Source organism: Streptomyces maremycinicus, assembly GCF_001184025.1.
Lineage (GTDB): Bacteria > Actinomycetota > Actinomycetes > Streptomycetales > Streptomycetaceae > Streptomyces > Streptomyces maremycinicus.
This window is the reverse complement of the sequence record NZ_BBYG01000013.1, coordinates 395,993-421,561: the sequence shown is the minus strand read 5'-3', so window position 1 is coordinate 421,561 and position 25,569 is coordinate 395,993. Positions and strand designations below refer to the sequence as shown.

General features: G+C 73.2%; 20 protein-coding genes. 10 read left to right on the top strand and 10 right to left on the bottom strand.

Annotated features, from left to right (window positions below; translation table 11 throughout):
• Window positions 1-21: 21 nt before the first annotated feature.
• Entirely contained in the window at window positions 22-2,112 is a 2,091-nt protein-coding gene (locus AOQ37_RS17495; RefSeq protein WP_062645456.1) for a HelD family protein, read from the bottom strand.
• 314 nt (window positions 2,113-2,426) lie between these two features.
• Between AOQ37_RS17495 and AOQ37_RS17490 the strand changes: the two genes are divergently transcribed.
• On the top strand, window positions 2,427-2,618 hold the full coding sequence (locus AOQ37_RS17490) for a hypothetical protein (RefSeq protein WP_062645455.1): 192 nt from the start codon (window positions 2,427-2,429) through the stop codon (window positions 2,616-2,618).
• Between the two features lies 1 nt (window position 2,619).
• On the opposite strand, the gene AOQ37_RS17485 is transcribed toward AOQ37_RS17490, so the two are convergent.
• Window positions 2,620-4,266, bottom strand: a complete 1,647-nt coding sequence (locus AOQ37_RS17485; RefSeq protein WP_062645599.1) for a DNA repair helicase XPB — start codon at window positions 4,264-4,266, stop codon at window positions 2,620-2,622.
• Between the two features lie 161 nt (window positions 4,267-4,427).
• Between AOQ37_RS17485 and AOQ37_RS17480 the strand changes: the two genes are divergently transcribed.
• A complete protein-coding gene (locus AOQ37_RS17480; protein ID WP_199825034.1) occupies window positions 4,428-4,982 on the top strand; it encodes a hypothetical protein in 555 nt (184 codons plus the stop codon).
• Window positions 4,983-5,130: 148 nt separating this feature from the next.
• Here AOQ37_RS17480 and AOQ37_RS17475 read toward each other — a convergent pair whose 3' ends face one another.
• Complete coding sequence (locus tag AOQ37_RS17475; protein WP_062645597.1) at window positions 5,131-7,776, bottom strand: helicase C-terminal domain-containing protein; 2,646 nt, start codon at window positions 7,774-7,776, stop codon at window positions 5,131-5,133.
• Window positions 7,777-8,018: 242 nt separating this feature from the next.
• Here AOQ37_RS17475 and AOQ37_RS17470 point away from each other — a divergent pair, with 242 nt between their 5' ends.
• Both AOQ37_RS17470 and AOQ37_RS17465 read left to right on the top strand, forming a co-directional pair.
• Entirely contained in the window at window positions 8,019-9,029 is a 1,011-nt protein-coding gene (locus AOQ37_RS17470) for a hypothetical protein (protein ID WP_062645454.1), read from the top strand.
• 32 nt (window positions 9,030-9,061) lie between these two features.
• Window positions 9,062-9,700 carry an HAD family hydrolase gene (locus AOQ37_RS17465; RefSeq protein ID WP_234436924.1) on the top strand — a complete coding sequence of 213 codons (639 nt, stop codon included), beginning with the start codon at window positions 9,062-9,064 and terminating at the stop codon, window positions 9,698-9,700.
• Here the strand turns inward: AOQ37_RS17465 and AOQ37_RS17460 are convergent.
• Window positions 9,676-9,927: a hypothetical protein gene (locus AOQ37_RS17460; protein ID WP_062645452.1), complete on the bottom strand. Its 252-nt coding sequence runs from the start codon at window positions 9,925-9,927 to the stop codon at window positions 9,676-9,678. The genes AOQ37_RS17465 and AOQ37_RS17460 overlap by 25 nt on opposite strands.
• 181 nt (window positions 9,928-10,108) lie before the next feature.
• On the opposite strand from AOQ37_RS17460, the gene AOQ37_RS41940 reads away from it, so the two are divergent.
• Window positions 10,109-10,492, top strand: coding sequence for a cold-shock protein (locus tag AOQ37_RS41940; RefSeq protein WP_062645451.1), 384 nt, complete (start codon window positions 10,109-10,111; stop codon window positions 10,490-10,492).
• A gap of 40 nt (window positions 10,493-10,532) precedes the next feature.
• Here AOQ37_RS41940 and AOQ37_RS17450 read toward each other — a convergent pair whose 3' ends face one another.
• The 4 genes from AOQ37_RS17450 to AOQ37_RS17435 form a co-directional block, all read right to left on the bottom strand.
• A complete protein-coding gene (locus tag AOQ37_RS17450; RefSeq protein WP_062645450.1) occupies window positions 10,533-11,381 on the bottom strand; it encodes a 1,4-dihydroxy-6-naphtoate synthase in 849 nt (282 codons plus the stop codon).
• Window positions 11,371-12,063 (bottom strand): futalosine hydrolase, encoded by a 693-nt coding sequence (locus tag AOQ37_RS17445; protein ID WP_199825033.1) that lies wholly within the window; start codon window positions 12,061-12,063, stop codon window positions 11,371-11,373. The genes AOQ37_RS17450 and AOQ37_RS17445 overlap by 11 nt, the downstream gene beginning before the upstream one ends.
• Before the next feature lie 23 nt (window positions 12,064-12,086).
• Window positions 12,087-12,599: a DUF2771 domain-containing protein gene (locus AOQ37_RS17440; RefSeq protein WP_199825032.1), complete on the bottom strand. Its 513-nt coding sequence runs from the start codon at window positions 12,597-12,599 to the stop codon at window positions 12,087-12,089.
• Between the two features lie 74 nt (window positions 12,600-12,673).
• Window positions 12,674-14,107 carry an MFS transporter gene (locus AOQ37_RS17435; RefSeq protein WP_199825031.1) on the bottom strand — a complete coding sequence of 478 codons (1,434 nt, stop codon included), beginning with the start codon at window positions 14,105-14,107 and terminating at the stop codon, window positions 12,674-12,676.
• Window positions 14,108-14,504: 397 nt separating this feature from the next.
• Here AOQ37_RS17435 and AOQ37_RS17430 point away from each other — a divergent pair, with 397 nt between their 5' ends.
• From AOQ37_RS17430 to AOQ37_RS17415, 4 genes are all read left to right on the top strand, one after another.
• Window positions 14,505-15,467, top strand: a complete 963-nt coding sequence (locus AOQ37_RS17430; RefSeq protein WP_062645447.1) for a DUF3027 domain-containing protein — start codon at window positions 14,505-14,507, stop codon at window positions 15,465-15,467.
• Window positions 15,468-15,846: 379 nt separating this feature from the next.
• A complete protein-coding gene (locus tag AOQ37_RS17425; protein WP_062645446.1) occupies window positions 15,847-19,002 on the top strand; it encodes a sacsin N-terminal ATP-binding-like domain-containing protein in 3,156 nt (1,051 codons plus the stop codon).
• A 220-nt stretch (window positions 19,003-19,222) separates the two neighbouring features.
• On the top strand, window positions 19,223-20,152 hold the full coding sequence (locus AOQ37_RS17420; RefSeq protein ID WP_062645445.1) for a hypothetical protein: 930 nt from the start codon (window positions 19,223-19,225) through the stop codon (window positions 20,150-20,152).
• Between the two features lie 184 nt (window positions 20,153-20,336).
• A complete protein-coding gene (locus AOQ37_RS17415; RefSeq protein WP_062645444.1) occupies window positions 20,337-21,149 on the top strand; it encodes a hypothetical protein in 813 nt (270 codons plus the stop codon).
• Between the two features lie 16 nt (window positions 21,150-21,165).
• On the opposite strand, the gene AOQ37_RS17410 is transcribed toward AOQ37_RS17415, so the two are convergent.
• A complete protein-coding gene (locus AOQ37_RS17410; RefSeq protein ID WP_062645443.1) occupies window positions 21,166-23,532 on the bottom strand; it encodes an HAD-IC family P-type ATPase in 2,367 nt (788 codons plus the stop codon).
• A gap of 131 nt (window positions 23,533-23,663) precedes the next feature.
• Window positions 23,664-23,957, bottom strand: coding sequence for a DUF2530 domain-containing protein (locus AOQ37_RS17405; RefSeq protein WP_062645442.1), 294 nt, complete (start codon window positions 23,955-23,957; stop codon window positions 23,664-23,666).
• A gap of 118 nt (window positions 23,958-24,075) precedes the next feature.
• Between AOQ37_RS17405 and AOQ37_RS17400 the strand changes: the two genes are divergently transcribed.
• Entirely contained in the window at window positions 24,076-25,527 is a 1,452-nt protein-coding gene (locus tag AOQ37_RS17400) for an NCS2 family permease (RefSeq protein ID WP_062645441.1), read from the top strand.
• Window positions 25,528-25,569 lie beyond the last annotated feature (42 nt).

The following is a 25,569-nucleotide window of genomic DNA, read 5'->3' as shown; positions in this document are numbered from 1 at the left end:
GGTCGGGCGGCGGCGGGGTCGTCAGGTGAGCTGGGGCGGCAGCGGGGCCGCGTGGGTCACGATCAGGCCCGACACCGCCCGGGTCAGCGCCACGTACAGCCGCCGCAGGCCCGTCCGCTCGTCCGGTTCGCCGTCGACCACCGCCTGCGGCTCGTCCAGGACGACGTAGTCGTACTCCAGGCCCTTGGCCAGAGAGGCCGGGACCAGGGTGAGGCGGGTCTCGGCCGTGGTCTCCTCGCCCGGGGCGAGGTGGCCGATGCCGGCCTCGGCCAGCGCCTCGGCCAGCGCCGGGATTCTGGCGTCGGCGGCGATCAGGCCCGTCGAGCCCTCGTTGCGCAGCAACTCCTCGCAGGCCGCGACCGTTTCGGCGGTCCCGGCGACCGGACGGAGGTCGAAGAAGCCGGGGTTCTCACGGACCGAGGCGACCGGCGTCAGGCCGGGCGCGATGTGCGGGAGCAGGCGCGAGGCGTAGGTGATGACGTCCGTCGGCACGCGGAAACCCGCCGTCAGCTCCTCGATCACCGCGTCCGCCTTGCCCAGATGACCGAGCGCCTCCTGCCAGCTCCGGGTCGCCCACGGCGTGGTGCCCTGCGCCAGATCGCCCAGCACGGTCGCCGAACCCGTCGTGCAGCGGCGGCCCACCGCCCGGTACTGCATGGGGGACAGGTCCTGCGCCTCGTCCAGGACCACGTGCCCGAGGGAGTGGGTGCGCTCGACGAGATCGGTCGCCTCGTCGATCAGCACCGCGTCCGCCGCCGACCAGCGGGCCGCCTTCACGGACCGGACCGGCCTGCGGCCGGATCCCGGCAGCGTCCACAGGATCGTCTTCTGCTCGTCCTCGCTCAGCACACCCTTCGCGTGCTCGGCGAGGAAGTCCGCGTCCGTGAGCAGCCGCAGCACCAGCTTCGCCGGATCGACGGCGGGCCAGACCTCCTTCACGACCGCCTTCACCGCGGTGTTGCGGGCGACGGCGTCCTGCACCCGGTCGTCCGGGGCCTCGCCCGAGCGTTCCATCTGCACCAGGACCGCGTGCGCGATGCGCTGCGGCAGGGCCTCCCGGGCGGCGCCGTAGCGGATGTCCCGGTCCAGCAACTCCCGGACCATCTCCTGGAGTTCGTACGCCGGAAGCCGCCACCGCCGCGAGCCGCGCACGACGACGAGCGGTTCGCCCGGCATCCCGACGTGCGCGTACACGGCCCGTCGCAGCACCTCCGCCATCCGCGCGTCACCCTTGACGACCGCCGCCGCCGCGTCGTCCGTGCCCCGCACCTCGACATGGGCCACCAGGTCGTCGACCGTGCCCTGGCGCACCGACAACTCGCCCAGCGCGGGCAGCACCTGCTCGATGTAGTGGAGGAAGGACCGGTTCGGCCCGATGACCAGCGTGCCGGTACGGGCGAGCCGCTCACGGTGGGCGTACAGCAGATACGCCACCCGGTGCAGGCCGACGGCCGTCTTGCCGGTGCCCGGCCCTCCCTGGACACAGACCGTGCCGCCCAGGCCGCTGCGGACGATCTCGTCCTGCTCGGGCTGGATGGTGGCGACGATGTCACGCATCGGGCCGACGCGGGGCCGCTCGATCTCGCGCTGGAGCAGCTTGCTGGTCCGCGCCGCCTCCGCCGGGTCGGACAGGTGCTCGTCCTCGTAGGCGGTGAGGTCGCCGCCGGTGTAGCCGAAGCGGCGGCGCAGCCCGACGTCCATCGGGTCCTTCTTCGAGGCCCGGTAGAACGGCTGCGAGACCGGCGCACGCCAGTCGATGACCATCGGGTCGCCGTCGCCGTCGTGCACATGCCGCCGCCCGATGTAGAACTGCTCCCCCTCCGCGCCCTCCGCCTGCTCGGCGCCGGGAGCGTGCAGGTAGTCCAGCCGGCCGAAGAACAGCGGGGTGTGACTGAGGTCGGCGAGCGCCTTGATCCGCTCCTCGATCTGGCGCTCCAGGATCTGGGCGTTGACCCAGTTCGCGGTGACATCGCTGATGTCGAGGGCCTCGACGTCCTCGCGCATGGCCCGCAGGGCGGCCCGGGAGGAGCTGAGGTGGGCGCGTTCGCGGCCGAGCGGATCGTCGTCGCCGACGGGCGCGGGCGGCGTGGACGGTGTGGACGGCGTGGACAAGGGGGTGCCTCCGGACCGGCTGAGGGGGCGCTGCGGTGGGTCCGTCCGGTTTCCGTCCGGACGGCGGCACTCCGGGAAGGGAGGCGGGCAAGAGCGGAGATTCTAGGTGAACGGGGGAGGGGCGTGCCAACGCATTTATCGGGGCGCCCCCGGCGCGCGCACGCTCCCGCGCCCACCGGGATCCCCGGCCACCCCTGAGCGACGGCGCTCCGTCCCGTAGGGGAGACCCCCGCCCGAGGGTGTACCGGAGGAGTACGCCGAAAGGGGACCTGGGACCGATGCCCCCTTTACGCCCCCGATCGCATCATGGAGACATGAGTGCAGCGACCCTCACCCCGGCCCCCGGTCGCCCGTCCGGCGCGACCTCCCTGTCCGATACGCCCGACCTGCACCGCCACCGGCTCGGCGACGCCCTGCGCGCCGTGAAGGTCTTCGCGACCGCCGCCTTCGACGTGATCATTCTCGGCGAGTACGGCGAGGAAGCGGGCGCCCGCCGCCGCAGGTGACTCAGGCCTCGCCCGCGAGCAGCTCGTCCGCGTCCATGATCCGGTACGCGTAGCCCTGCTCCGCCAGGAAGCGCTGGCGGTGCGCCGCGAAGTCCTGGTCGAGGGTGTCCCGTGCCACCACCGAGTAGAAGTGGGCCTGGTGACCGTCCGCCTTCGGGCGCAGGACCCGGCCCAGACGCTGGGCCTCCTCCTGGCGGGAGCCGAAGGTGCCCGACACCTGGATGGCGACCGTGGCCTCCGGCAGGTCGATCGAGAAGTTCGCGACCTTGGACACCACCAGCACGCTGATCTCGCCCTCCCGGAAGGCGTCGAAGAGCTTCTCGCGCTGCGCGTTGGAGGTCTCGCCCTTGATCACCGGGGCGTTCAGGTGCTCGCCCAGCTCGTCCAGCTGGTCGATGTACTGGCCGATGACCAGGATCTGCTGTCCCGCGAAACGCCGGACGAGTGCCTCGGTCACCTTCCGCTTCGTCGCCGTCGTCGCGCAGAAGCGGTACTTCTCCTCCGTCTCGGCGGTCGCGTACGCCAGCCGCTCGGAGTCCGTCAGGTTCACCCGGACCTCGACGCAGTCGGCGGGCGCGATGTAGCCCTGCGCCTCGATCTCCTTCCACGGGGCGTCGAACCGCTTCGGGCCGATCAGCGAGAACACGTCCGACTCACGGCCGTCCTCGCGGACCAGGGTCGCGGTCAGGCCGAGGCGGCGGCGCGCCTGGAGATCCGCCGTGAACTTGAAGACCGGGGCCGGCAGCAGGTGCACCTCGTCGTAGAGGATGAGCCCCCAGTCCCGGGAGTCGAACAGCTCCAGGTGCGGGTAGACGCCCTTCCGCCGGGTCGTCAGCACCTGGTACGTGGCGATCGTGACCGGCCGGATCTCCTTCCGGGTCCCGCTGTACTCGCCGATCTCGTCCTCGGTCAGCGACGTCCGCTTCACCAGTTCGTGCTTCCACTGCCGCGCGGAGACGGTGTTCGTGACGAGGATCAGCGTGGTCGACTTCGCCTGGGCCATCGCCCCGGCGCCGACGAGGGTCTTGCCCGCACCGCACGGCAGCACCACGACCCCGCTGCCGCCGTGCCAGAAGTTCTCCACCGCCTGCTTCTGGTAGGGCCGCAGCGCCCAGCCGTCCTCGTCCAGCTCGATCGGGTGCGCCTCGCCGTCGACGTACCCCGCGAGGTCCTCGGCCGGCCAGCCCAGCTTCAGCAGCGTCTGCTTGATCTGCCCGCGCTCGGAGGGGTGGACGGCGACGCTGTCCGGGTCGATCCGGACGCCGACCAGCGGAGCGACCCGCTTGGAGCGCAGGATCTCCTCCAGCACCGGCCGGTCGGTGGTGGTGAGCACCAGACCGTGCGCCGGGTGCTTGCTCAGGGTCAGACGGCCGTAGCGGTCCATCGTCTCGGCGATGTCGACGAGCAGCGCGTGCGGCACCGGGTAGCGGCTGTACTGCACCAGCGCGTCCACGACCTGCTCGGCGTCGTGTCCGGCGGCCCGCGCGTTCCACAGGCCCAGCGGGGTCAGCCGGTAGGTGTGGATGTGCTCCGGCGCCCGCTCCAGCTCCGCGAACGGCGCGATGGCGCGACGGCAGTCGTCCGCCTGCTCATGGTCGACCTCCAGGAGCAGAGTCTTGTCCGACTGGACGATCAGCGGTCCGTTCACGTACGCCATCCCTTCCGCACGGGCCAAACCTCCAGTGTGCCGTACGGCGCGCCGTAGCGGTGGTCCGCTTCTTCCCGGCGGTCCCGCGCAACCCTGACCTGCCTTCGTGGGTCTGACCGGGGGAGCAGCGCGATGGACGCGACGCGGTGGGGAGTCACGGTATGTCGGTCCTGTCGTTCCGCAGAGGCGCGGTCGGCGTGGGAGCCGCGGCGGTGCTGGCCGCCACGGGCACCTGGGTGATGTGGCCCGCGCAGGTCGACGGGCGGTTGTGGAGCGAGGTGCGGCCGGTGATCGAGGCCAGGATCGCGGCGGAGTCGCGCGGGAGCGGTTACGGCGGGACCGTGCCCGCGCTCCAGTCCCGCAGGTTCTGCCAGGCGGAGGCGCTCGAACTGGAGGAGCACGCGGGCGAGGTGCGGGCCGGCGTCAACACGCTGTGCGTCGAGTACGGGATGCTGGACGGCGGCCTGGTCCAGTGCGGTGCCGGACAGTATCCGCAGGTGGTGCGGCTGGAGCGGGACGAGGCGGCCGCCGGGGGCTACCGGGTCGTCGCCCGGGAGGAGCCGCCGGACGGCGAGGGCTACGGGCGGTGGACGGAGTCGCACTTCGGCGTCTTCACCAGGGCCTCCCTCCAGGACCCGATGTCCTCGCGCACCCTGGAGGCCACGGCCCGCGCCCACTTCGGCCTGCCGCCGGACGCCGCGATAGGAGACTGCTGACCCGCCGCCCCCTGCCCAGTCGGCCCCGACCCGCTGACTCCGTCGGCCTCTGCCCCGCCGGCGCTGAGCCCATGGCCCGCCGACCCCTGCCCCGCCGGTCCTGACCCGCTGGTCCGTCGGTCCCTGGGTCGGCCGCGGGTGGGCGTGGTCAGTCGTCCGCCAGTTCCGCGACTCCTGTGATGCGGTGCAGCGGGTAGGTGCGGACCTCGTCCGCCGTGTGGTCGTACGCCGTCACGAAGCCGCCCTCCACCCGGACCGGGGCGATGACGCGCTGGCTGGCCGTGCCCTCGGCGTTGACGTAGCCGATCCACAGGGCCTCGCCGGTGAGGACGGCGGCCTGCATGGTGGCGAGGGTCTCGGCGGAACCGGTCCGGGGGAGTTCGCCGGGGGCGAGCGGGGCGGCGTCCTCCGTCGGTTTACGGGGGGTCGTGGCGGCCAGGTCCCCGGCCCTGATCGCCCGGATCGCCGCGGTGAGCAGAGTGGTGTCGGGCACCGGCGGGCCGTCCGGCACCGGCTCGGGAGCCGTCCGGGGCGGGGTGCGGTGGGCATGGGCACGGGTGATCAGGACGTCCCCCTCGGCCGACTCGGCGGCGGGCGCGAAGCCCATCGCGCGCAAGCCCTCGAGGAGGGCCGCCGGGTCGGACCGGGTCGCGAGCACCGTCGGGGCCAGCCGGCGCAGACTCAGGGCGGCGGCCCGCTTGTCGGCGAGGATCTCGTTCAGCAGGGCGTCGTCGTCGCAGCGGACGTAGGCCGAGGCCGAACCCACCCGCAGATGTCCGTGCCGGCGGGCCACGTCGTCGATCAGGTACGTCAGCGGCTGCGGCACCGGCGTACGGGAGTGCTCGGCGAGGAAGGCGTGCAGGTCGGAGGCGCTGCGGCCGGCGTCCAGGGCGCGGCGCACGGAGCCCGGAGTGAAGCGGTAGACGGTCGCGCCGCCCTTGGACTCGACGTCCGCGAGGACGCTCAGGACGTCGGCCAGCGGGCGCCGCAGCGGGCCGGGGGCGACCGCGGTCAGGTCGGCCTGGAGCAGGACGTGGTCCAGGGGCTCGGGCAGCAGCGGGGTGAGCAGACGGGCGGCGGCCGCGGTGGCCACGGCCTGCTCGGGAGGCGAGAGGGGCGCGGCGGCGGTGGTTGCGGCGGTGATCGCGCGGTGCGGGGCGGGCAGCTTGTCGCCGGGGCCGCTCGGGCCGCCGGCGCCGGTCCCCGCGGTGGCGGGCGCGGGGGCGGATCCGGTCGCGGGCCGTGCCCCCAGCAGGGCCCGTCCGTGCGCCGACAGCGCGCCCCGGCCGGTCACGCCCAGGAGCTCGGCCTCCGTCAGGGTCCAGCGGGCCAGCCGGGAGCGCAGGTCGTCGTCGCCCTCCTGTCCCGGCGAACCCTGTGGGCCAGGCGAACCCGGTGCGGCACTCTGCGGAGGCTGCGCGTTCTGCCGGCCCTGGGGCCCGCGCAGCGGGCGCTCCCAGCGCAGCCGGGCCAGCACCGCCTCCGGGTCCGGTGCGGCACCCTCGGGCAGTCCGGCCAGCAGGGTCAGCACCCGATGGCGGACCTCGGGCGCGGCGGACCGGTCCAGGCCGGGCCCCAGCGCCGACAGCGCCCGTTCCTTGAGATCCCGGCCGCCGACCACCCCGGAGGTCCGGGTCGCCGCCAGCCACGCCTGGGCGAGCTGCGCCCACCGGTCGGCGGGCGGCCGCTCCAGCCACTCGTCGTACTCCGGGGTGGCCGCGTACCGCTCGTCGGCCTCCCCGTCGGAGGCGAGCAGCCCGGCCGCGTACGCCAGCTCGACCCAGAACGCGGCCATCGGCTCGGACACGTCGAGGGCGACGGCCGTCCGCTTGAGGTCGCGCACGCTCAGTCCGCCGGCCCGCAGGACCGCCGGGCCGCCCTCGTGCCAGTCCTTCAGCAGCTCCTCCACGGTCGACAGCGCGGTATACGCCTGCCCGGCCGCCGTCGCGTCCACCACCTGCGGGCGGTGCGTGGCGAGCGCCTCCACGGCGGGCGGCACGGGTTCGGCCGTGTGATGGGCCCGGCCCTCCCGCAGATGCAGGGCCACCTCGCGGGGCAGGACGACGGTGCCGGGCGCCGTCGGCAGCAGCAGCCCGCGATCGAGCAGCCAGCGCAGCCGCGCCGCCGGGTCGGCCGTGACCTGTCCGTACGGCGGCCCCCACATCAGCCGCTTCAGCACGTCGACGGAGTCGGCGGGCGCCTTCGCGAGCAGGGCGGCCATCTTCTTGCGGTGGCTGAACAGGGCGGTGAGCGCGGCGGCGGCGGACACCGAGTCGTGCGTGGACGGCAGCCCGGCCGCCACCACCAGCTCCTGGATCCGGCCCGGGGACATGCCCGCCGTCGCCTCCCGCACGCTCGGCCCGAGCCCCGTCGGGGAGGGGTGCTGCGGGGACGGCGCGAGCAGCTCACGGGCGGTGCGGACCAGACGGAGGCAGCTTTCGTCGCCCCAGACCAGGGCCTGTTCCCGCAGGGCCGCGAGGGCGCCGGGCAGGGCGTCGGCGACCGCCCGGTCGCGGCTGTCGCCCGCCATCAGCGCGAGCAGTTCGTCGTACGTCGCCGGGTCGCCGGCCACGGCCAGCGCCTCCGCGGTCTGGAGGGCGAACCGGTCGAGCCGCTCCAGCGCGCGGACGACGGAGGCGCGGGTGCCGGCGCGGGTGGCGAGCTGGGTGAGGTCGGTGGGGACCGGGGTGATGAGGTCGGGGCGGGCGCGCAGGAGTGCGGCAAGGGAAGTGTCGTCCCGGGCGCGGAGCGCTGCCGCTAGGGAGCGGGGGGCCCGCTGGTCCTCGGTGCTCATCTTGCCCACGGTAGCGGTTGGCGTCCCACGGGGGCTGCGCCCCCGGACCCCCGCTTCGGCCCCGAACGGGCCTCGTCCTCGATCGCCGGACGGGCCGGACGGCGCGGACCGGCGCCCGTCCGGCCGCTCGGCCGGGATCGCCGGAGGGGCCGGATCGCGGGGGTCGTCGCCCGGTCGCCGGACACCGGACGGTCCGGATGGCGTGGACCGGGGTGAGGGAGGGGAAGCGGTAGCTTCTTCTCGTGGGGATCGAGAGCGACCAAGTCGTCTACGAGTATCTGAGCCGGGTCGGGGACATCGCGCAGCAGCGGCAGTTGTCGTCGGCCACGCGGATGCGGCTCGTCTCCGAGCTGCGCAACGAGATCGACCGGCGCCGGGCGAAGGCGGTCGTGGACTCGCCCGCCGCCGTCCGCCGCATCATCGAACGCCTCGGCAGCCCCGACGACATCGTCGCGGCCGCGGCGGGTCGCGGCGGCGACGCGCCGCAGCCACGGCCGTCGGCGCCGGCGCCCGCCGTGCCCGCGCAGCGCGACCGTGAGGAGGAGCCGGAGCGGCCGAAGGGGATCCGGCGGGTCGTACCGCGGCCCCGGACCGGCGCGCCACCGCCCCCCGCCGCCCCCTCCGACGTGGCGTCACCGCCGCACCGCGCCCCCGCCCACGAGCTGGGCGACAGCCGGGAGACGCCCGACTGGTGGCTGAACGAGCCGACCCCGTTGGGCATCGGCGAGGACGTGCCGGGGTTCGTCGGCGGAGTGGAGATCCCGGATCTCCTCAAGCCCCCGAAGCCCAGGAAACTCGAGGACGACAACGGGGACGGGGACGAGGAAGAGGAGAAGGCGGGGGAGGAGGCGGACGAGGGGGGTGGCCGCCGGCTTCGGTTGCGCCTGCTGCGGCGTTCGCCCGCCGGGGAGCGGGTCCGCTGGAGCAACCCCCTGCTGCTGATCGCCGCCGCCTGTCTCGTCGTCGGCGCGGCGCTCGGGAACTGGTTCGCGCTGATCCTGGGATGGCTCATCGCCTACGCCTCGCGCCGGCTGACCGAACGGGAGACGAAGTTCGCCGTCATGGGGCTGCCTGGGCTCGCCCTCGGGGCCGGGATCGTCTGGCTGTGGGGGCGGTCCGAGGGGCGCTGGGGCGACCCGATCGCGGACGGGCACATGAACGACGCCGTAGCCCAGACCTGGCCGTGGGTGATCCGCGGAGCGGCCGTGGCCTCGGCGCTCTTCCTGGTCTGGCGGTCACAGAAGCCGAGGTAGGAAGGATGTACCGGCCAGGCAGAATGGGCCGTATGACGTCACCCGTGCTCACCGTCGGCTTCGACCTCGACATGACCCTCATCGACTCCCGGCCCGGCATCCGCGCCACCTATGTGGCGCTCGCCGAACGGACCGGGACGTACATCGACGCCGATCTGGTGGTCACCCGGCTCGGTCCGCCGCCCGAGACCGAGCTGGCCCACTGGTACCCGGCGGAGCGGGTCGCGGCCGTCGCCGACCTCTACCGCTCGCTGTACCCCGAGCACGGCGTCACGGGCGCGACCGCGCTGCCCGGCGCCCGCGAGTCGATCGCGGCGGTGCGGTCGGCCGGCGGGCGCGCGATCATCGTCACCGCCAAGCACCAGCCGAACGCCAAGCTCCAGGTGGAGCATCTGCGCCTCGGCCCCGACGCGGTCATAGGCGACCTGTGGGCGGAGCAGAAGGCGCAGGCCCTGCGCGAGCACGGCGCGAGCGTCTACGTCGGCGACCACGTGGGCGACGTGCGCGGGGCGCGCGCCGCCGGGGCGCTGTCGGTGACCGTGCCGACCGGGCCGATCGGCGCGGAGGAACTGCGGACGGCCGGTGCGGATGTCGTGCTCGCCGACCTCACCGAATTCCCGGCCTGGCTCGCCGGGCACCTCGGAAATCAGCGCACGGCGCCCCGCGCCTGACGCCGCCCCGCGGCGACCGATCGCAGGACACCTGCGCCCGCGACGAGGAATCCGACGCCCATGAGCATGCTCAAGCCGAACATGTACGTCGGAAAAGGCGTCGTATCGAGGAGGAGCGGGGCGACAGTGACCAGTGTGGCCACCGCGCCGACGAAGAACACGATGGCACCGGCACGGATCAGTCGGTCACCGGGGGCGGCGGAATTCGTTTGGGTTTTGTCACGCACCGGACCAGGGTAGTTCCCTGCGCGAAGGAACAACCGGGGGACGTCTTGTCACCGGCCCGAAGACCATTAGCCTTGGTACCGGCGGGTCGTGGACGACCCGCCCGAGTGCTATCCAGAGCCGTTCAGAGCTGTTTCTGAGTCGAGAAGCAGCTTTCCGACGAGTACGAGGACGAGGACAGACGTGCCTACCGGCAAGGTCAAATGGTTCAACAGCGAGAAGGGCTTCGGCTTTCTCTCCCGTGACGACGGCGGTGACGTCTTCGTCCATTCCTCCGTCCTGCCTGCCGGAGTCGAGGCCCTCAAGCCGGGCCAGCGAGTGGAGTTCGGTGTCGTCGCCGGACAGCGCGGTGACCAGGCACTCTCCGTCGTCGTCCTCGACCCGACCCCCTCGGTCGCCGCCGCACAGCGCAAGAAGCCCGACGAACTGGCTTCCATCGTCCAGGACTTGACCACCCTCCTCGAGAACATCACGCCGATGCTCGAGAAGGGCCGTTACCCGGAGAAGACCTCCGGCAAGCAGATCGCCGGTCTGCTGCGCGCGGTCGCCGACCAGTTGGACGTCTGACCCGGACCGGCCGACGGCACATCCGGGTCCGCCGGGAGCCTTACGGGAAATCGAGAGCATCCGGGCCGAGGGGCGGCAACAGCCCCTCGGCCGCCGCACGCGTCAGCAATCCCCTGACCGCCGCATAGCCGTCCTCGCCCAGGTCCGCCGTGAACTCGTTGACGTAGAGACCGATGTGCTGATCGGCGACGGACGGGTCCATTTCCTGGGCGTGTTCCATGACGTACGGGCGGGAGACCTCCGGGGCGTCCCAGGCGGCGCGCACCGAGGCGCGGATCGCGTCGGCGAGCCGGGTGAGGGCGGGCCCGCCCAGGGAGCGCTTGGCGATGATAGCGCCGAGCGGGATCGGCAGCCCGGTCGTGGACTCCCAGTGCTCTCCCAGGTCCGCCAGCTTGTGCAGCCCGTAGTCACGGTAGGTGAAGCGGGCCTCGTGGATCACCAGCCCCGCGTCGACCTTCCCGTCCCGCACGGCCGGCATGATCTCGTGGAACGGCATGACGACGATCTCGCCGACACCCCCGGGGACCGTCTCCGCCGCCCAGAGCCGGAACAGCAGGTATGCCGTCGACCGCTCGGAGGGGACGGCGACCGTGCGGCCGGCGAGTCCGGGGCCGGCCTCCCGCGTCAGCACCAGCGGGCCGCAGCCCCGGCCCAGCGCGCCCCCGCACGGCAGCAGCGCGTACTCGTCGAGGACGTACGGCAGCACGGCGTACGACACCTTCAGCACGTCGAACTCGCCGCGCTCGGCCATGCCGTTGGTGAGGTCGATGTCCGCGAACGTCACGTCGAGGCCGGGCGCGCCCGGCACACGGCCGTGGGCGAGGGCGTCGAAGACGAACGTGTCGTTGGGGCAGGGCGAGTACGCGATCTTCAGATCGTCACCGGTCATGTGGGTTCCAACTCTCCAGGACGGGTGTGAGCTTCCCGAAGCCCGTGGTCAGGGCGGCGAGCGCCGCGCCGATGCGCCAGGCGCCGCGGTCGCGCGGGCCGACGGGGTTGGAGACCGCGCGGATCTCCAGCACGGGCACGCCGTGCGTGGCGGCGGCCTCGGCGACGCCGAAGCCCTCCATCGCCTCGGCGAGTGCGCGCGGGTGCAGCGCGCGCAGGGCGGCGGCCCGGGCGGCGCTGCCGGTGACCGTCGAGACGGTCAGGACGACGCCGGTCAGGGCCCCGGTGGCGGCCGCGGACTCCCGTACGAGGGACGCGGGCGGACGGTGGGTGACGGTGCCGAAGCCCAGCTCGGTGACGGGCAGGAAGCCGTCGGCGGTCTCGGCGCCCAGGTCGGCGGCGGTGATCTCGTCGGCGAGCACCAGGGAGCCGACGGGGGCGTCGGGCGCGAAGCCGCCGGCGATGCCCGTGGAGACGACGAGGCCGTAGGGCTCGCCGCCCAGCGCGGCGGCCGTGAGCGCCGCCGAGACGGAGGCGGCGGCCAGGGCCGGGCCGACCCCGGCGGCGAGGAGGTCGCACCCACCCGCGCGGTGCAGGGTCACACCCGGCAGGCGCACCTCGTGGCCGGACCCGGGCAGCGCCCCGGCCACCGCGTCCCGCTCAACGGGGACCGCGGTGGCCACGAGGACATGGTTGCCGGACGTCGTCAGTCGTCCTTCTTGAGCTTGAACGACCACAGGCCGGTCACCGCCTGGCTGTCCTTCTTCCCGTCGCCGGCCTTGATGGAGACGAGGGTGGAATCGCCCTGGGCGCCGTACTGGGCGTTGAAGAACACGCTGCCCGGGATCGTGCGGTAGGTCTTGTCGCTGTCCTCGGTGAGCGGCTGACCGTTCATCAGGATCGTCCAGCGCTTGTCGGCCACGTCGGGGTCGACGCCGAAGCGGACGGTCTCGTCCGGGTCGACGGTGATCGACTTGATGTCCTTGTCGGCGAGGCACTTGGTCAGCGCGGCGGCCTGGAGGGTGTCGCCCTCCCCGCCGCAGGTGGCCTCGGAGCTGACGGAGGTGCGGCCGACGGTGATCGTGGACAGCGGTGTCGGCTTGTCGCAGGCCGACAGGACGAGCAGTCCGGCGGAAACGGCGCCGGCGGCGGCGACGACGCGGCGGCGTCGCACAACGCCAGGTACATCAGCGGCTCCGCCGCGGGGCATCGTGGTCATGGCGGAAGGCTATCGGGCACGCCCGGCGGTCCCTTTACGTGGGGTGCGGCGTGGCCGTGGGTTGGGCCACGCGGTTACGCCACGCGGGGCTTCGCGCCGCTCCCGTGCCGCACCGAGGACAGCAGACCGCGGACCGTGGTGAGCCAGCCCAGCGCGACCACCGCGGCGGCCACCGACAGGCCCAGCGTGCCGTTCAGCGGCATCACGATGCCGACCGCGCCGCCGAACACCCAGCACACCTGGAGCAGCGTCTCCGAGCGGGCGAACGCCGAGGTGCGCACCAGCTCGGGCACGTCCCGCTGGATCAGCGCGTCCAGCGACAGTTTTGCCAGGGCCTGCGAGAACCCGGCGATCGCCGCCATGCACGCCACGAGGAACGCCCCGAAGAACACCGCGGCGGTGATCGCCGCGCCCAGCACGACGGCCACGACCGTCACGATGATCAGCTCCGGGGCCCTGGAGCGCAGCCACGCCCCCACCGCCGTACCGAGCGCGTTGCCCGCGCCCGCCGACACCGCCACCATGCCCAGCGACACGGCGGCGCTCTGCCCGGTCAGCGGGTGCTCGCGCAGCAGGAACGCCAGGAAGAAGGTCAGGAAGCCGGACAGCCAGCGCAGGGCCGCGTTGGCGCCGAGGGCGTGGGTGACGGCGATGCCGACGGTCCGCAGGCCCGGGCGCTTCACCGGCTGCCGGTGCGGCCCGTGCAGGTGCTGCTCGTCGGCGGCCAGCAGCGCCACGGCCTCACCCTTGGCGGAGTCGACCTTGCGGGGCAGCGAGAAGGACAGGAACGTGCCCGCCACGAAGATCACGAAGGCGCCGTAGAGCGGATAGCGCGGCCCCAGCGCCTGGAGCCCCGCCCCGACCGGTGCGGCGATCCCGGTCGCGAGCAGGCCGCCGAGGGTGACCCGCGAGTTGGCCTTGACCAGCGAGAACCTGGGCGGCAGCAGCCGGGGCACCACGGCGCTTCTGACCACCCCGTACGCCTTGGAGGAGACGAGCACGCCGAGCGCGGCCGGATACATCTCGATGCTGCCGGTGGCGACGGCACCGGACAGGACCAGCGCGAGGAGCGCCCGGGCCAGCATGGCCCCGGCCATGGCGGCCCGCCGTCCGTGCGGGAGCCGGTCGAGCAGCGGGCCGATCACCGGGGCGAGGACGGTGAAGGGGGCCATGGTGATGGCCAGGTACAGCGCGACGCGCCCACGGGCCTCGTCGGTGGGCACCGAGAAGAACACGGTCGAGGCGAGCGCGATGGTGATCATGACGTCGCCGGCGCCGTTCACCCCGTGCAGCTCGATCAGCTTGCCGAGGCCGGACTCGCCGGCGCCGTGCGCGTGGGTGGCCTTGCGGATCCCGCGCGCGGTGCCGGTGAACGGGAAGTGCAGGGCACGGCCGACCGCGCGGACGGACCCGCTCATCCGGCCCGAACCGCTCACCCGGCTCCTCCCCTTGTTCCCCTTCGTCGCACCGATCCCGGTGGCGCCCTGGGGTGTCCTCGCGGCTGCCACCCCGTCATAGTGCCCCGGAAAAGCGGTACGTAGTGCGGTTACCGCGCGTATGGGCGTGTGATCGTCGCCGCGCCGGGCGGCTCGGGAGGGTCCGTGACCGCGGTTCGGCGCGGGTTCGGCGGCTTCTGTGAGCGGGAAACGTCCCGTCGGTGTAGGCCGAGCGTCCGCGAGCAGGTAGCGTGCGTAGCGCGCCGTGGCGATTGTTCTCGGCCGCGCGCCTCCCGGCCATCCCGCAGAATGGATGACAGCAGGTGCGCCCGAGCGCGATCGGGCGCGGACGTCGACGCGGCCCGCCCCCAGTGCCTGAAGGCCTGGGAGGTACCTCCAGCCGCTCCGTCCGCACCCGCCGCCTTCAGGCCGGCGCACCGAGAGACGGCGTAGGAGAGAAGCGATACCTGTGAGCGCAGCGACCACGCGAAGCCGCACCCCCGACCGCCTGTGCGCCGAGGCCGTCGACCTCGCCCGCGCCGCAGCCGAGGAGGCGGCCGCCCCCGGCGTGGTCGGTGAGCACGCGGGGCTGGTCTCCGAGGGCGACCGGGTGGTCACCCACTACTTCGAGTGCAAGGAACTGGGCTACCGAGGCTGGCGCTGGGCGGCGACGGTCGCCCGGGCCTCGCGCGCCAAGATCGTCACGCTCGACGAGGTGGTCCTGCTGCCCGGCCCGGACGCGGTCCTGGCCCCCGAGTGGGTTCCGTGGAGCGACCGCCTGCGCCCCGGCGACATGGGCCCCGGCGACCTGCTCCCCACCGACGCGGAGGACCTGCGTCTGGAGCCCGGCTACACCGGCGAGGACGATCCGCGCCTCCAGCCGGGCTACTTCGACTCCGACGAGCCGACGCCGAACTCGCCCCTCTCCGAGGAGATGGCCGAGCTGGTGGAGGCGGAGGACGCGGAGGTGACGCCGGCCCCGCCCGCCGCCCTCCCGGCGGCTCCGCGCCGGGGCACCATCGCGGCGGTCGCCGAGGAACTGGGCCTGCGCCGTGCCCGGGTCCTGTCCCGCTACGGCCTGCACACCGCGGCCGACCGCTGGGAGGACGGCTTCGGCCCCAAGACGCCGATGGCCCAGGCGGCCCCCGCGTCCTGCGTGAGCTGCGGTTTCCTCACTCCCATCGGCGGCTCCCTGGGCCAGGCCTTCGGCGTCTGCGCCAACGAGTTCTCCCCGGCCGACGGCCGGGTGGTCTCCCTGGCGTACGGCTGCGGCGGCCACTCGGAGGCGGCGGTCATGCCGACGCCCCCGCGGCCGGCTCCGCCGGTGATCGACGAGACCCGGGTCGACCCCTTCCCGCTCCGCCCTGCCGCGGACTCGGGCTCCGTCCCGGAGACGACGGACACGGACGCGGCGGAACTGGGCCACTCCTAGGACACGCCCTCGGGGCCTTGGCGCCACCGGCTCCCCGGGCCTGCGACGGCCGCCCCCGAGGCGGTCCCCGCAGCGGTCGCGAACGCTGTCCCGGATGCCGTCCCGGCGGCTCCGGGGCCTTCGGCCGGCGCTCCCGGCGTGGTGCCGGGCCGGGAACGGCGGCTTCCGGGTCCGCCCGTGCGGGCTGTTCCTCGGAGCGGTCCCCGAGGCCTCCCGGGTCCCCGCGGGGCCCGTTCCGGCCGTTCCGCCGGTGGGCCACGGCAGTCGTTGTGTGATTGTGATGTAGGGGCGCCCAGGGTCCGGGCGCGGCCCAGCGGGACGTTCTGCCGTCACTCCGCCGCGCGGTACCTTCGTGGCCACGCCGATGAGGAGAGTGAACGTGAGCAAGTTCGTGCGGCCGGCACCCGAGGGCGCGGACCCCTTCGGCACGGCCCGCCTGCGTCGCGGAGTGCTGGATGCCTGGGCCACGAGCCCCGCGCGTTTCCGGGAGGACGCCAACGCCGAGGAGGACCTCGTCCTCGGCGGGTACCGGGACCGGCTCGTCGTCGAGCTCGCTCAGAACGCCGCCGACGCCGCGGCCAGGGCCGGGGTGCCGGGGCGGCTGCGGCTCACCCTCCGCGACGGCGTCCTCGTCGCCGCCAACACCGGCGCACCCCTGGACGCCGCCGGTGTGGAGTCCCTCGCCACCCTGCGTGCCTCCGCCAAGCGCGAGGCCCGGCAGTCCGCCGGGGCCGTCGGACGGTTCGGTGTCGGCTTCGCCGCCGTCATCGCCGTCACCGACGAGCCCGCCGTCGTCGGGCGGCACGGCGGTGTCCGCTGGGACCTCGTCGAGGCCCGCGCGCTCGCCTCCGAGACCGCCCGGCACAGCCCGGGGCTCGGTGACGAGATCCGGCGCCGGGACGGGCATGTGCCCCTGCTCCGGCTCCCCTTCGCCGCCCAGGGCACGGCGCCCGACCCGTACGACACGGCCGTCATCCTGCCCCTGCGCGACACCGCCGCCGCCGACCTCGCCGAACGGCTCCTCACCGCCGTCGACGACGCCCTCCTCCTCGCCCTCCCGGGCCTGGAAGAGGTCGTCGTCGAGATCGGCGACGACGCCCCCCGCGTCCTGCGCCGGGACACCGACGCCGACGACGCCGCCCTCACCGTCGTCACGGACACCCGGGACGGGACCACCCGCTGGCGGGTCGCCGCCGCGGACGGCCCCCTCACGCCCGACCTCCTCGCCGACCGCCCGGTGGAGGAGCGGCTGCGCCCCCACTGGTCGCTCACCTGGGCCGTACCGGTCGACGAGGACGGTTCGCCGGCGCGGCCCCGCACCACCCCCGTCGTGCACGCCCCCACCCCCAGCGACGAGCCCCTCGGCGTGCCCGCCCTGCTCATCGCCTCCTTCCCGCTGGACACCACCCGCCGGCACGCCGCCCCCGGACCGCTCACCGACCACCTGGTGCGGCGCGCGGCGGACGCGTACGCCGGGCTGCTGGCCGACTGGCGGCCGGTGGGCGCCGGGATCATCGACCTCGTGCCCGGCCCGCTGGGCAAGGGGGAACTCGACGGGGCGCTGCGCCAGGCGATCCTCGAGCGGTTGCCGCGGACCGCGTTCCTGCCGCCCGCCGTCCGGCCCGTCCCCGACGACGAGACCGAGGACGCGGTCGAGTTCCCGCAGGCGCTCCGGCCCCGGGACGCCGAGGTGGTCGAGGGCGCAGGCGCCGACACCGTACGGGTGCTGGCGGAGGTGCTGCCCACCCTGCTGCCCGCCGGGCTGGAGCGGCGCGTCGAGCTGCGCACGCTCGGTGTCGCCCGGGTCCCGCTCGCCGACGCCGTGGACCGGCTGGCCGGCCTGGAGAAGGACCCGCAGTGGTGGTACCGGCTCTACGACAGCCTGGCCGGGGTCGACCCGGACCGGCTCTCCGGGCTGCCGGTGCCGCTGGCCGACGGGCGGACCACCATCGGCCCCCGCCAGGTGCTGCTGCCCACGGCGGACACGGCCGGTCCCGACCCGGAGGTCCTCGCCCGCCTCGGCCTGAAGGTCGCCCACCAGGACGCCGCGCACCCGCTCCTGGAGAAGCTCGGCGCGCTGCCCGCGACGCCGCGTGCCGTGCTGACCACCCCGCAGGTGCGGGCCGCGGTCGCCGCGTCCCTGGACGACGACCGGGGCGCCTGGGACGAGCGGGACACTCCGGACGCCGAGGAACTCGCCGACACGGTGCTCGCGTTGGTCCGGGACGCGGACCTGGAGCCCGGCGACGAACCGTGGCTCGGCGCCCTCGCGCTGCCCGACGAGGAGGGGGAACTCGTCCCCGCCGGTGAACTGGTGCTGCCGGGCAGCCCGTTCGCCTCCGTCATCCGGGAGGACGAACTCGCCTTCGTCGACGCCGAACTGGCGGAGCGGTGGGGCGAACAGCCGCTGGCCGCCTGCGGTGTCCTCGCGAACTTCGCGCTCGTGCGCGCCACCGACGTCGTCCTGGACCCCGACGAACTGGAGCCCCGCGAGGGGGACTTCGCCGAGCCCGACGACGCGGGCCTGCTGGACGCCGTCGACGTGTGGTGCGAGGACATCCTCGACCGGTTCCCGGACAGCCCGGTGCCGCCCGTCGCCACCGAGCTGGTCGCCGTCCGCGACCTCGACCTCGTCGACGAGGACCGCTGGCCCCAGGCGCTCGCGCTGCTGGCCCGGCCGCCGCTGCGCGACGCCCTCACCCAGCCGGTCCGGATCCTGCTGCCGGACGGCACCCACGAGGTCGTCCGGCCGTACACCGCGTGGTGGCTGCGCGGGAACCCGGTGCTCGACGGCCGCCGTCCGGCCGGTCTGCTGGCGGCCGGCGGGGATCCGCTGCTGCACGGGCTGTACGAGGAGGCCGACGCCACCGGCTTCGACGACGAGCAGGTGCTGCGCGCCCTCGGCGTGCGCACCACCGTGGCCGCGCTCCTCGACGAGCCCGGTGGCGCCGCCGAACTCCTCGACCGCCTCGCCGATCCCGAACGACCCGTCACGGCCGCCCGACTGCACGGCCTCTACGGCGCGTTGGCCGAGCTGGATCCCGAGCAGGTGACCCTGCCGGACGAGCTGCGGGCCGTCGTCGACGGACAGGTCGAGGTCGTGGACGCGGCCGACGCGGTCGTCGTCGACTCGCCCGATCTGCTGCCCTTCACCGCGGGTGTGCCGCTGCTCCCGGTACGGCCCGCCCGGGCCGCCGAGCTGGCCGAGCTGTTCCAGGTGCGACGGCTGAGCGAGTCGGTGACCGGTCGGGTCGACTCCGAGGGCGTCGAGCACGAGGTGCCGGAGCCGGTGCGGGTGCTGCTGGGGCCGCGTACGCTCGACACGTATGTCGAGCACGAGGAACTCGTCGTCGACGGTGTGGAGATCGACTGGCGGCTGACCGACGACGGTGTCCTGCACGCCGCGACCCTGGAGGGCGTCGCCGCCGGGCTCGCCTGGGCGGCGCGGCAGTGGCCGCGGCGCTTCGAGGTCGCGGCGCTGCTGGAGGACCCGTCACGGACCGCGGAGCTGGCCCGCGACCGCTGGTTCGACTGACGCGGACCGGCCGTCGGGGACGGATGGCGGCCTGCCGGGGGACGGGCCGGCGGGTGTGAAGATTTTTTCCACGAACTTCACAGCGTTCGTACAACCATCCGCCCCCGGCAGGCATCTGATCACGTGAGTCAAGAGACTCCACGATCACTTTGGGCCCCGGATGCTACGACGAGCCGTGCGAACGGCCACCGTCCGGGCCCCTCTCCTCAGGGGGAACGCAATGCGCATACGAGCCACCGTGGCCGCCGTCACCGGCGCCCTGGCCCTGTCCGCCTTCGCCGTGCCGGCCGCTCAGGCCACCGGCAGCGACACGCACAACCCCGTCGACACCCTGAAGGCCCTGCACGCGGCCACCTCCGGCAAGAGCGCCTTCACCGGTTCCACCGCCGCCGACACCGGCACCCCGTACGCCCTGGACGCGAAGTTCGGCAACGTCCGGATCAACAGCGGCAAGCCGATCGTCGCCGGTACCGCCGGCAAGGTGACCGTCCCGGTCACCTTCACGGTCACGCACGGCGCGGGCGTCGACGTCACCGCCGACGACACCGAGCTGGACCTGGTCATCTACCGCGGGGCGTACGACGACCCGACCAACATCCTCGTGGGCGACGACTGGCCGTCCTGCACCAACACCTCGGCCACGGTCGCCTCCTGCAAGGGCACGATCGACATCCTCCCGGGTGAGGAGCTCTACAACGCCGACGCCACCACCTGGAAGGCGCTCGGCTACGTCATCGACTGGAACGACGTCGACCCGTACAGCGAGGACGACATCGACTGGACCAAGGTCGGTTACGCCGAGGGCGACGCCCTGGCCACCACCAAGCTCCAGCGGCTGTCCAAGCTGACGGTCAACGCGGCGCCGGAGCCGGTGAAGAAGGGCGCCACCATCACCGTCACGGGCAGCCTGACCCGCGCCAACTGGGACACCGCGAAGTACAGCGGCTACTCCGGCGTGTACGCCCAGCTCCAGTTCCGCAAGAAGAACTCCACCACCTACTCCACGGTGAAGTCGGTCAAGACCACCTCGACCGGTGGTCTGAAGACGACCGTCAAGGCGAGCGTGGACGGCTACTACCGCTGGAGCTTCGTCGGCACCACGACCGCCCCGGCGGTCAAGGCCGCGGGTGACTTCATCGACGTCAAGTAGGACGTCACCGACACGGCGTCACCGACACGGCGTCACCGACACGGCGTCACCGACACGGCGTCACCGACACCACGTCACCGACATCACAGCGCGGAAGAAGGGGCCGGCTCCGGAGTTCCGGGGCCGGCCTTTCGCCGCCTTCCCACAGCTTCCGCACCTTCACCCGCTCCTCAAGGGAAACACCATGCGCATACGCGCCCTCGTGATCGCCTCCTCCGGCGCCCTCGCTCTGTCCGCCCTCGCCGTCCCGGCCGCCCAGGCCGCCCCGACGGCGGCGCCGAACGTCACCTTCTCCGCCGTGAAGGTCAACGCGGGCAAGGCCGTCGTGGTCGGCCCCTCGGCCAAGGTCACCGTCACCGCCACGTACACCGTGACGAAGCCCGCGAGCCTCGCCGTGAGCTCCTTCGACAACGGCCCGGTGCTCTACCGGGGCACCACGCTCAACGCGAACGCCCAGATCATCGCCGGTGACGAGCCGGGCACCTGCAAGACCGTCTCCACGACCGTCCTCAGCTGCACCGCCAAGATCCAGTTCCGGCCCACCGCCTCCAGCGCGTACGACGACCTGGCCAACGGCCAGGCCGGCACCTGGAAGGTGGGCGCTCTCGCCGTCCCGCACGACGCCACCGGTGAGGCCGACCTCAAGTGGCAGGGCAACCTGGGCGCCGTCAACGTGCAGCGCCAGGCGCAGCTGACGGCGGACGCCACGCCCGAGCCGGTGAAGAAGGGCAAGACCCTCACGGTCACGGGCAAGCTGACCCGCGCCAACTGGGACACCAACAAGCTCGGCGGTTACGCGGCCCAGCCGGTGAAGCTCCAGTTCAAGAAGAAGGGCAGCACCACCTACAGCACGGTCAAGACCGTGAGGACCAGCTCGACCGGCGCCCTGAAGACCACGGTCAAGGCCGCCGCGGACGGCTCCTACCGCTGGAGCTTCGCCGGCACCACGACGACCCCGGCGGTCAGCGCGGCGGGCGACTTCGTCGACGTCAAGTAGGCGGCGGGGGCCCGGCCTAGGCCGGGAAGCGGCGGTCGACCCATCTCCAGGAGAACTCCAGGGCGACCGCCGCCACCGCCGCCACGCCCACCGCGATCCACGGCATGGTCATCCCGACCAGCTTCAGCGCGAAGAAGTCCTGGAGCCACGGGACCACCAGCACCAGCACGAACGCCGCGCCCATCGAGGCCACCAGCAGCACCCGCCACCAGGTGTAGGGCCGGGCGATGATCGCCAGCACCCACATCGAGATCAGGAACAGCGTGAGGGTCGCCGCGCTGGTCTCGGCCTCCAGGGAGCCCGCGCCGGTGTAGTGGTGACGGGCCACCAGATAGGTGACGAAGGTCGCGACGCCGGCCACCACCCCGCCCGGGATCGAGTAGCGCATCACCCGGCGGACGAAGTGCGGCCGGGCCCGTTCCCTGTTGGGGGCGAGGGCGAGGAAGAAGGCCGGGATGCCGATGGTGAGGGTGGACAGCAGCGTCAGGTGCCGGGGCAGGAACGGGTACTCGACCTGCCAGCAGACCACCAGCAGGGCCAGCAGCACCGAGTAGACCGTCTTCACCAGGAAGAGGGTCGCCACCCGGGTGATGTTGCCGATGACCCGCCGGCCCTCGGCCACCACCGACGGCAGGGTCGCGAAGCTGTTGTTCAGCAGCACGATCTGGGCGACCGCCCGGGTGGCCTCGGATCCGGAGCCCATCGCGACGCCGATGTCGGCGTCCTTCAGGGCGAGGACGTCGTTGACGCCGTCCCCGGTCATCGCGACCGTGTGCCCGCGCGCCTGGAGCGCGCCGACCATGTCCCGCTTCTGCTGCGGGGTCACCCGCCCGAACACCGTGCCCTCGTCCAGGGCCCGGCCCATGTCCTCCGGCTCGGTGGGCAGCCGGCGCGCGTCGACGGTCCGGCCGTCCAGCCCGAGCTTCGCGGCCACCGCCCCCACCGACACCGCGTTGTCGCCGGAGATGACCTTGGCGCGGACGTCCTGCTCGGCGAAGTAGCGCAGGGTGTCGGCGGCGTCCGGCCGCAGCCGCTGTTCGAGCACGACGAGCGCGGCGGGCCGGGCCCCGCGCGCGGGTTCGGGGTCGTCGAGATCGCGGACGGCGCGGGCCAGCAGCAGCACCCGCAGGCCCTGCTCGTTGAGGCGCTCGGTCTCGGCGAGGGCGGGGTCGCCGTCGGCCAGCAGCACGTCCGGCGCCCCCAGCAGCCAGGTGCCGTTCTCGCCGTTGCCCTCGCTGAGACTGGCGCCGCTGTACTTGCGGGCGGAGGAAAAGGGCAGGGACTCGGTGCAGCGCCAGTCCTCGGCGTCCGGGTAGGCGGCGATGATCGCCTGGAGGGAGGCGTTCGGCCGCGGGTCGGACTCGCCGAGGGCGCCGAGCACCCGGCGTACGTACGACTCGTCGTAGCCGTCGAGTGTGCTGAGGCCGGTGACGTCCATGCCGCCCTCGGTGAGCGTGCCGGTCTTGTCCAGGCAGACCGTGTCGACGCGGGCGAGGCCCTCGATGGCCGGCAGCTCCTGCACCAGGCACTGTTTTCGGCCGAGCCGGATGACGCCGATCGCGAAGGCGACCGAGGTGAGCAGGACGAGCCCCTCGGGGACCATCGGGACGATGCCGCCGACGGTGCGGGCGATGGACTCCTTGAGGTCGTTGTTCTTGACGAAGAGCTGGGTGACGACCAGACCGACGGCGGCCGGGACCATCATCCAGGTCACGTACTTGAGGATCGTGGAGATGCCGGTGCGCAGCTCGGAGTGGACGAGGGTGAAGCGGGACGCCTCCTCGGCGAGCTGGGCGGCGTAGGCCTCCCGGCCGACCTTCGTTGCCCGGAAGGCGCCGCCGCCGGCCACCACGAAGCTGCCCGACATCACCTGGTCGCCGGGCCGCTTGACGACGGGGTCGGCCTCGCCGGTGAGCAGCGACTCGTCGATCTCCAGTCCGTCCGCCTCGACGCACACCCCGTCCACGGCGATCTTGTCCCCGGGCCCGATCTCGATGAGGTCGTCCAGGACGAGTGCGGAGGTGGAGACCTCGACGGCCGTGCCGTCGCGGCGGACGGTGGGGCGGGCCTCGCCGACGACCGCGAGGGAGTCCAGGGTCTGTTTCGCCCGCCACTCCTGGATGATGCCGATGCCGGTGTTGGCGAGGATCACGAAGCCGAACAGGCCGTCCTGGATGGGCGCGACGAACAGCATGACCACCCACAGGACGCCGATGATCGCGTTGAACCGGGTGAACACGTTCGCCCGGACGATCTCGCCGACGGAACGGCTGCTGCGGACGGGTATGTCGTTGACCTGGCCGCGCGCGACGCGGTCCGCGACCTCGGCGGCGGTCAGGCCGGTCGCCGTCGGCGCTGAGGCGGGTGCGTCGGTATGGGCCATGGGTTCGACGGTACGTGCGGATCTGGGGCTTCACCCCCTGAGGACGCCGAAGATCCGACCTCGGGAGGACGGGCGCGGCGCGGTGCAGTACCTCGGTAGTAGCGCCCCGGGAGCCAGGTGGGGGACAGCCCCTAGTCGGTGGCCGGGCCGACGGGTCCGGCGGGCTCGCGTGCCGCGTCCCGTTTGATCGCCGCGTCCCGCCGGCGGACGTACCAGATGCCGATGAGGCCGAGCCCGGCGCCCGCGAGGCATGTCCACACCCACCACGCACGGCCGTGGTCCTCGTACCAGCCGTAGAAGGGGAGCTGGACGAGGAAGAGGACGAACCACAGGATCGTGCCGCCGGTGATGGTGGCGACCACGGGGCCCTCCAGGGGCTCCGGCGCCTCGTGCCTGGGGGTCCACTTCTGGGTCCGCTTCTCCATGGGGCACAGCTTACGAGGCGGTCACATCTACGCGCGGAGATGGCCGTTCCGAACGTTATATGTTCATACTGAAACGGTTTGGTTCTGACCACTTCTCTTCGTAGGAAACGCCAAAAAGATGCCCACGTCGGCCCCTGCCAAGGTCCCCGCCCCGGAACAGCCGGGAGCCACGCCCGTCTTCGGCGCCCTCGACCGCTACTTCCGGATCACCGAACGGGGCAGCACCCTGCCCCGCGAGATCCGGGGCGGTTTCGCCACCTTCTTCGCGATGGCGTACATCATCGTGCTGAACCCGATCATCCTCGGCAGCGCCAAGGACATGTACGGGCATCAGCTCGACAACGGCCAGCTGGTCACCGCCACCTGTGTCACCGCCGCCTTCACCACCCTCCTCATGGGCGTGATCGGCAACGTGCCCATCGCCCTGGCCGCCGGCCTCGGCGTGAACTCGGTGGTCGCGCTCCAGCTCGCCCCCCGGATGGCCTGGGCCGACGCGATGGGCATGGTCGTGCTCGCGGGCTTCGTGGTCATGCTCCTGGTCGCCACCGGTCTGCGGGAGCGCGTCATGAACGCGGTGCCCTTCGGCCTGCGCAAGGCGATCAGTATCGGTATCGGCCTGTTCATCATGCTGATCGGGCTCGTCGACTCCGGCTTCGTCAGCCGGATCCCGGACGCCGCCCACACCACCGTCCCGCTCCAGCTCGGCGCCGACGGTCACCTGAACGGGTGGCCCGTTCTCGTCTTCATCCTCGGCGCCCTGCTCACGCTGGCGCTGATCACCCGCAAGGTGCCCGGCGCGATCCTGATCTCGATCGTCGCGATGACGGTCCTCGCGCTGATCATCAACGCGGTCGCGACGATCCCGTCCTGGGGCCTCACCACCCCCGAGTGGCCCGGCAACCCCGTCGCCACCCCGGACTTCGGGCTCATCGGCGAGTTCAGCCTGTTCGGCGGCTTCGGCAAGGTCGGCGTCCTGACCGGCGTCCTCTTCGTCTTCACGGTCCTGCTGTCGTGCTTCTTCGACGCCATGGGCACGATCATGGGCGTCAGCGACGAGGCCAAGCTGACCAACGCCCAGGGCGAGATGCCCGGCATCAACAAGGTCCTCTTCGTCGACGGCCTCGCGGTCGCCGCGGGCGGTGCCAGCTCCTCCTCCGCCACCACCGCCTTCGTGGAGTCCACGGCCGGTGTCGGCGAGGGCGCCCGCACCGGACTCGCGAACCTCGTCACCGGCGGCCTCTTCACCGTCGCGCTGTTCCTCACGCCGGTCGCCACGATGGTCCCGTCCCAGGCCGCCACCCCGGCGCTGCTGGCGGTGGGCTTCCTGATCCTGGCCGGCTCGGTCAAGGAGATCGACTGGGCCGACCTCACCATCGCCATCCCGGCCTTCATCACCATGGTGATGATGCCGTTCACCTACTCGATCACCAACGGCATCGGCATGGGCTTCATCACCTTCGTGCTACTGCGCCTGGCGGCCGGGCGCGGCCGGGAGGTCCCGGTGCCGATGTACGTGGTCTCCGCCGTCTTCGCCTTCTACTACCTGATGCCGGCCCTCGGCCTCACCTGACGGCCCGGCTCGGTCCGACGGCCCGCGGCCTCGCCCGACCCC

What these genes read in the sequence shown, in the direction of transcription:
- AOQ37_RS17405 (WP_062645442.1), bottom strand. Translation starts at nt 23,957, where the DNA reads ATGGAGAAGCGGACCCAGAAGTGGACCCCCAGGCACGAGGCGCCGGAG.
- AOQ37_RS17400 (WP_062645441.1), top strand. Translation starts at nt 24,076, where the DNA reads ATGCCCACGTCGGCCCCTGCCAAGGTCCCCGCCCCGGAACAGCCGGGA.
- AOQ37_RS17465 (WP_234436924.1), top strand. Translation starts at nt 9,062, where the DNA reads ATGACGTCACCCGTGCTCACCGTCGGCTTCGACCTCGACATGACCCTC.
- AOQ37_RS17480 (WP_199825034.1), top strand. Translation starts at nt 4,428, where the DNA reads ATGTCGGTCCTGTCGTTCCGCAGAGGCGCGGTCGGCGTGGGAGCCGCG.
- AOQ37_RS17490 (WP_062645455.1), top strand. Translation starts at nt 2,427, where the DNA reads ATGAGTGCAGCGACCCTCACCCCGGCCCCCGGTCGCCCGTCCGGCGCG.
- AOQ37_RS17410 (WP_062645443.1), bottom strand. Translation starts at nt 23,532, where the DNA reads ATGGCCCATACCGACGCACCCGCCTCAGCGCCGACGGCGACCGGCCTG.
- AOQ37_RS17440 (WP_199825032.1), bottom strand. Translation starts at nt 12,599, where the DNA reads ATGACCACGATGCCCCGCGGCGGAGCCGCTGATGTACCTGGCGTTGTG.
- AOQ37_RS17450 (WP_062645450.1), bottom strand. Translation starts at nt 11,381, where the DNA reads ATGACCGGTGACGATCTGAAGATCGCGTACTCGCCCTGCCCCAACGAC.
- AOQ37_RS17475 (WP_062645597.1), bottom strand. Translation starts at nt 7,776, where the DNA reads ATGAGCACCGAGGACCAGCGGGCCCCCCGCTCCCTAGCGGCAGCGCTC.
- AOQ37_RS17415 (WP_062645444.1), top strand. Translation starts at nt 20,337, where the DNA reads ATGCGCATACGCGCCCTCGTGATCGCCTCCTCCGGCGCCCTCGCTCTG.
- AOQ37_RS17420 (WP_062645445.1), top strand. Translation starts at nt 19,223, where the DNA reads ATGCGCATACGAGCCACCGTGGCCGCCGTCACCGGCGCCCTGGCCCTG.